This is a genomic window from Kineococcus siccus (assembly GCF_009906795.1).
Classification (GTDB): Bacteria; Actinomycetota; Actinomycetes; order Actinomycetales; family Kineococcaceae; genus Kineococcus; species Kineococcus siccus.
Map to the genome: position 1 here is coordinate 1 of NZ_JAAALN010000059.1, position 6,646 is coordinate 6,646.

Consider the following 6,646-nt stretch of genomic DNA (forward strand, 5'->3'; position numbering starts at 1 on the left):
GGTCCAGGCGGCGCAGGACGTCGTCGCCCGCCTGCTCGCCGACGCCGCCGCCCCCTTCGCCGTCCTGCGCCGCCTGGACCCGCGCACCGGCTCCCCCGGTCCCGTCGAGGTCCTCACCGGAGCCGTCACGACGGTCGAGCACCTGGCCGACGTCCCGCTGCCGGCCGGGCCCGTGCCCGGCGGTCGCCGCGACGCGCTGGCCCTCGTGCCGTTCCGGCAGATCCGCGAGCGCGGGTTCGAGGTGCACGACGACGGCACGCCCCTGCAGGTGCTGCAGGTCGAGTCGGTCACGGAGCTCGCGGTCGAGGACGCGCTGCGCGCGCTGCCCGACGAGGAGGTGCCGCTGCGCGACGTCGCGCCCGACCTGGACGACGAGGCCTACGCCGACGTGGTGCGCCGCATCATCGCCTCCGAGATCGCGGAGGGCACCGGCGCGAACTTCGTCATCCGGCGCGACGTCGACGCGGTCATCGACGGGTTCACCCCCGCCACCGCCCTGAGCCTGTTCCGCCGCCTGCTCGTCGCGGAGCAGGGGGCGTACTGGACCTTCGTCGTGCACACCGGCCGGCAGCCCGACGGCAGCCCCGGGCGCACGCTGGTCGGCGCGAGCCCCGAGGTCCACGTGCGGATGGCCCGCGGCGAGGTCGTCATGAACCCCATCAGCGGGACCTACCGCTACCCCGCGACCGGCCCGGACGCCGACGGCATCGTCGAGTTCCTCACCGACCCCAAGGAGGTCGAGGAGCTGTTCATGGTGGTCGACGAGGAGCTGAAGATGATGTGCTCCGTCGGCGACCTGGGCGGCACGGTCCACGGGCCGTACCTGCGGGAGATGGCGAACCTGGCCCACACCGAGTTCGAGATCCGCGGGCAGAGCACGCTGGACTCGCGGGAGGTGCTGCGGCAGACCATGTTCGCGGCCACCGTGACGGGCAGCCCCCTGCAGAGCGCGTGCCGGGTCATCCGCCGCTTCGAACCCTCCGGGCGCGGGTACTACGCGGGGGCCCTGGCGCTGCTGGGCCGCGACGCCGACGGCGCGCAGACGCTGGACTCCCCGATCCTCATCCGCACCGCGGACGTGCGGCCCGACGCCGACGGCCACGGCCGCGTCCGCGTCTCGGTGGGCGCGACGCTCGTGCGCGGTTCCACGCCCGAGGGGGAGGTCGCGGAGACGCACGCGAAGTCCGCCGGCGTGCTGCGCGCGCTCGGTGCCCTGCCGCCGCTGCAGCGCCCCGCGACGGACGCGGCCGGGGCGCCCGCGCGCCGCGTGCCCCTGTCGGCGGACCCGCGCGTCGCGGGCCTGCTCGCCTCCCGGCGCGACCGCCTCGCGCGGTTCTGGCTCGAACCGCAGGCGCACGCGGCCGGCAGCCCGCTCGGCGAGGCGCTCGTCGTGGACGCCGAGGACACGTTCACCTCGATGCTGGTGCACCTGCTCGCGTCCGCCGGTCTGCGGGCCCGCGTGGTGCGCTACGACGACCCCGCGCTGGACGCCGACCTCGCGGCCCACCGCGGGCTCGTCGTGCTGGGGCCCGGTCCGGGCGACCCCGAGGACGCCTCCGACCCGCGGCTGGCCCGGTTGCAGGGCCTCGCCCGGGACCTCGCGGCGGCCGCGCGCGCCGGCGGCAACCCGCTGCTGGGCGTGTGCCTCGGCCACCAGCTGCTGTCGGGGACCCTGGGCCTGCCGCTGCGCCGCAAGGACGAACCCCACCAGGGGACGCAGCTCGAGGTGGACGTCTTCGGCCGGCCGGCGACCGTGGGCTTCTACAACTCGTTCACCGCTCGGGTCGACCCGGCCGGCGTGGCCGCCCTGCGCGAGCGCGGCGTCGAGGTCAGCGAGGGCCCTGCGGGCGAGGTCGTCGCCGTGCGCGGCCCCGGGTTCGCGGGCATCCAGTTCCACCCCGAGTCGGTGCTGACGCTGGACGGCCCCGCCGTCCTGCGCAGCGTGGTGGAACCGCTGCTGGCCCGCTGACGGGACGCGCGGCGCGCTCAGCCGGGCGTCGCCCACGGGTCGACGTGGACCTTGGGCGGCGACCCGGCCGGCCGGGGCCGCCGCCCCGAGAGCTCGTCCGGCAGGAGCTCGAGGGGGATCGTCTCGGCCACCAGCGGGGCCGGGTCGACCACCCCCGCCGCGTAGGCGTCGACGGCGCTGCGCAGGCCGGCGGAGGCGCCGAGGACCCCCACGGCCGTGACGTCGCCGCGCACGAGCCGCCGCGTGTCGACGGAGCTGGGCGTGCGGGAGACGCCGATGAGGACGACCCGGCCGCCGGGTTCCACGAGGTCCACCGCGGACGAGGGAACGGCGGCGTCGTCCGTCGCGTCGACCACGGCGTCCCAGGCCACCCGCGGCAGGTCGTCCGCGGTCCAGGTGCCCGCGAACCCCAGCCGCCGCGCCAGGTCCAGCGACGGCGCGTCGCGGCCCAGGACGTGGGTCTCGGCGCCGCGCGCCCGCGCGAAGAGCGCGCACAGCAGGCCGATGGTGCCCGGGCCCACGACGAGCAGCCGGGACCCCTCGCCGGCGGCGGCCGCGTCGACCGCGCGGACGGCGTTGCCGCCCGGCTCGACCATGGCTCCCGCCACGTCACCCACGGCGTCCGGCAGGGGCACCAGGGCGGTCACCGGCACCGCGAGCCGCTCGGCCAGCGCGCCGGGCCAGCCGCCGCGCACGCCGATCTCCCACCGCTGCGCGCACACGTGGTGGCGACCGCGCCGGCACCGCTCGCACGTGCCGCAGCCCAGCATCGTGTCGCCCGTGACGCGCCGCCCGACCCAGGCGTCCGCGACCCCGTCGCCGACCTCCCGCACGGTCCCGCACCACTCGTGCCCCAGCCGCAGCGGGTGCGCCGACCGGGCGTCGGCCAGGCGGGCGGCGTCGCCGTCGAACAGCGACAGGTCCGTGCCGCAGACGCCGGCGCGGGCGACCTCGACGACGACCTGGCCCGCGCCGGCCCGCGGCGGCTCGACGTGCTCGACGGCTCCGACCCCCCGGCTCGTGACGAGGAACGCCCTCACCCCGCACCTCCCCCGCCGCGGACGGCCGTCACTCGACCGTGAACCCCTGGCTCTCGCCGTAGGTGGTGATGGTCTCCTGCCAGTCGCGCAGACCGCCCTGCAGGTCGGTCTGCTTCACGTACGCCTGGCCGACCGTGTCGGGGAAGACGCTGTTCGCGTAGGCCTGGAAGGGCAGGAAGGCCCAGCCCTCACCGACCTGCTCCGCCGACTCCGCGAAGATCCGGTTGATCTGCTGCCCGCCGAAGTACGGCACCTCGCGGTCCAGCCACTCGGGCGAGGCGAGCGTCGCGGACGTGCAGGGGAACCCTCCCTCGTCCACCCAGATCTGGGCCGACTCGGCGTTCGCGGCCATCCACTGCACGAACCCGATCGCCGCGAGCTTCTTCTCGCTCGTGGCCATGACCGAGGACACCGAACCCCCCGTCTGCCCGCTGACCGCGGTCCCGCTGCCGTACTGCGGCAGGGGCGCGACCCGCCAGGCGCCCGCGGCGTCGGGGATCCGGCGCTGCAGGGTGCCCGCGGCCCAGGCGCCCGTCACGAGGGTGGCGTACTTGCCGCTGGCCAGGCCCGCGTTCCACTCGGGCGTGAACCCCGGCGTCGCCGTGTCGACGAGGTCGCCGTCGATGAGGCGCTGCCAGTTGTCGGCCCACGTGGTGCTGCCCGGGTCGGCGAGGTCGACGGACACCCGCTCCCCCTCGACCTGGAACGGCCGGCCGCCCGCCTGCCAGATGAGGGCGCTCGCGGCCCCCGGGTCACCCGCGTCCGCGGCGATGAACCGCGACGGGTCGGCGGCCTTGAGCTGCTGAGCCGTCTGCACGTACTCGTCCCACGTCGTCGGCACCGTGAGCCCGAACTGGTCGAAGACGTCCTGCCGGTAGAACATCGCGAGGGGGCCGGCGTCCTGCGGCAGGCCGTACAGCGCGTCGTCGACCTTGGAGCCCTGCCAGCAGGACTCGGAGAAGTCCGCCTGCATGCTGTCCACGCCGTACTGCCCCAGGTCCACCAGCGACTCGCCGAGCGCGAACTGCGGCATCACCGAGTACTCGAGCTGCACGACGTCCGGCACCCCCGACCCGGCCTTGAGCACGTTCTGCAGCTTGGTGTAGTGGTCGCTGCCGCTGCCCTGGCTCGCCAGCGTGACCTTCACGTCCGGGTGGGCGGCGTTGAACGCCTCGACCACGGAGGGGTACTGCGCGCCCCACGCCCAGAAGGTCAGCTCCGTGGGTTCCTGCAGCGCGGCGTCGATGTCCGCCTGGGTGAACTGCTCCTGCCCCGTCGCCTCCGCGGCGCCGCCGCCGGGCTGGGGACCGCTGCAGCCGGTCAGGGTGAGCAGCGCGGCCGCCGCGGCGGCCGCGATGACGGTCGGGACGCGACGAGCGCCCGTGGTCCTGGTGCGCAACATGAGGTGCCTTCCTGGGTGCGGGAGGAGGGTTCGAGGAGGCGACGGGCCGGCAGGCCTACGCCTTGACGCTGCCCGCGGTGAGGCCGGACTGCCAGTACCGCTGCATGACGAGGAAGATGAGGACGATCGGCACGACCGTGAGGACCGAGCCGGTCACGATCAGGTGGTAGATGGGCTGCCCGCCCGGCTGGTTCGCCTGCGTGCTCCACTGGTTGAGCCCGACCGTCAGGGGGAACCACCGCGGGTCGCTGAGCATGATCAGCGGCAGGAAGTAGTTGTTCCAGGTCTCGACGACGTTGAACAGCAGGACCGTCACGAAGCCGGGGGCGAGCAGCCGCAGCACGATCGTCACGAAGATGCGGACCTCGCCGGCCCCGTCGACCCGCGCGGCCTCGATGAGCTCGGACGGGACCGCGGACGTGGCGTAGGTCCAGATGAGGTACAGGCCGAAGGGGCTGACCAGGGACGGCAGGATCACCGCCCACGGCCCGTTGGTGAGCCCGATCGCGCTGAACATGAGGAAGGTGGGCACGGCCAGCGCCGTCCCGGGGATCGCGATCGCGCCCAGCACGACCGCGAACACGACGCGCTTGCCGGGGAAGTCGAAGTGCGCCAGCCCGTACCCCGCGAGGGTCGCCAGGAGCGTCGCGCCGCCGGCCCCGACCACGACGTAGACCAGGGTGTTGACCAGCCACCGCACGAAGACGCCGCCGTCGTAGGTGAGGGTCTGCACGACGTTGTCCCCGAGCACGAAGTCACCCGAGAACCACAACCCGAAGCTGGAGAGGATCTCGGGCTGCGTCTTCGTGGCCGCGATGAGGAGCCAGGCCAGCGGGACGAGGCAGTAGATCAGGACCAGCGTCATGAGCACGCTGAGCAGCGGCGACCGGCGCGGCTGGAGGAAGGAGTTGCGGCGCGGGCGCAGCCGGTGCGCGACCGGCGTGCGCGGGCGCTCCCCCGCGGTCACCGCCGGCTCGGACGTCGGGGCGGTCACCGGGCACCTCCGTTGCGGATGCCGGCCACCTGCACGACGTAGGCCACCACGGCGGTCAGGACCCCCATGATGATCGCGATCGCGGCCGCGTAGTTGTACTGCTGGCCGGCGAAGGAGAGGTTGAACGCGTACATGTTCGGGGTGAAGTTGGTCCCGATGGTGTTGGGCGACAGCGTCCGCAGGATGTTCGGGCCGTTGAAGAGCTGGAAGCTGCCGATGACCGAGAACACCAGCGTGATGACGAACGCGGGCCGCATCGCCGGCAGCTTGATGGAGCGGACGACCCGGAACGTGCCGGCCCCGTCGATGGCCGCGGACTCGTAGAGCTCGCGCGGCACCGTCCGCAGGGCCGAGTACATGACGAGCATGTTGTAGCCGAGGAACGCCCAGGTGGAGATGTTGGCCATGGCGGCCAGGACCCAGCGGCTGGACAGCAGGTCCGGCAGCGAGAGCCCGAACGTCGAGTTGAGGTTCCCCACCAGCCCGAAGTCGGTGCCGTAGACGAAGCCCCACATGAGGGCCGCGATGACGCCGGGGACCGCGAACGGCAGGAACAGCGAGATGCGGTAGAGGGCCGACCAGCGCAGCCGCGCGCTGTCGAGGGCGAGGGCGGCGAAGGCGGAGACCGCGAGCATGACGGGGACCTGGACGAGGAAGAAGAGGACGACCCGCCACAGGGCCTCGCGGAACTGCGGGTCCCGCAGCGCGAACCGGTAGTTGTCCAGGCCGGCGAAGACGGTGCCGCCGATCAGCCGCTCCTGGAACAGGCTGAGGTTCACGGCGTAGGCGATCGGCGCGATGAGCGTGAACACGAAGACGACCGCGAACGGGGCCAGGAACCCCCAGCCGACCCACCGCCGGGTGCTGGAGCCCTGGACGCGCCGCGGCGTCCGGCGGACGGGCGCGACGGTCACCACGGTCGGGAGCCGTCCTCGGCTGCGGTGGTGGGGAGCATGGCAGTCCTTCCTCGCTGAAGGAGCAACGTACGGGCGGAGGTTAACAGCCGAATGTGAGTTTTGGAACAGCTCTGTTGGAATCCGCTCAGCGCCGCTACGATCGCCGGGTGAGCAGAGGAAGCCCGGGCGGACGCGGGACGGACCGGTGACCTCGCTGGACGTCGTGTGCGTCGGGTCCGCGACGCTCGACACGATCGCCGTCGTGCCGCACCTCCCGGGCGAGGACGGACGGGGTGCCGTAGCGCAGGCAGAGCTGGAGGACGGACGGCGCGTAGACGTCGACGC

Annotated in this window: 5 protein-coding genes; 1 reads left to right on the forward strand and 4 read right to left on the reverse strand. The window is 73.8% G+C overall.

The features are described from left to right. Positions 1 to 31: 31 nt before the first annotated feature. On the forward strand, positions 32 to 1,969 hold the full coding sequence (locus GTR02_RS08915) for an anthranilate synthase family protein (protein WP_205708907.1): 1,938 nt from the start codon (positions 32 to 34) through the stop codon (positions 1,967 to 1,969). 17 nt (positions 1,970 to 1,986) lie between these two features. On the opposite strand, the gene GTR02_RS24340 is transcribed toward GTR02_RS08915, so the two are convergent. From GTR02_RS24340 to GTR02_RS08935, 4 genes are read right to left on the reverse strand one after another with little or no spacing between them, the layout of a single operon-like run. Beyond that, positions 1,987 to 3,009, reverse strand: coding sequence for an alcohol dehydrogenase catalytic domain-containing protein (locus GTR02_RS24340; protein ID WP_166607135.1), 1,023 nt, complete (start codon positions 3,007 to 3,009; stop codon positions 1,987 to 1,989). Between the two features lie 28 nt (positions 3,010 to 3,037). After that, complete coding sequence (locus GTR02_RS08925; protein WP_166607136.1) at positions 3,038 to 4,411, reverse strand: ABC transporter substrate-binding protein; 1,374 nt, start codon at positions 4,409 to 4,411, stop codon at positions 3,038 to 3,040. Positions 4,412 to 4,466: 55 nt separating this feature from the next. Next, entirely contained in the window at positions 4,467 to 5,405 is a 939-nt protein-coding gene (locus GTR02_RS08930; protein WP_205708904.1) for an ABC transporter permease subunit, read from the reverse strand. Further along, positions 5,402 to 6,322 carry an ABC transporter permease subunit gene (locus GTR02_RS08935; protein ID WP_166607137.1) on the reverse strand — a complete coding sequence of 307 codons (921 nt, stop codon included), beginning with the start codon at positions 6,320 to 6,322 and terminating at the stop codon, positions 5,402 to 5,404. The genes GTR02_RS08930 and GTR02_RS08935 overlap by 4 nt, the downstream gene beginning before the upstream one ends. Positions 6,323 to 6,646 lie beyond the last annotated feature (324 nt).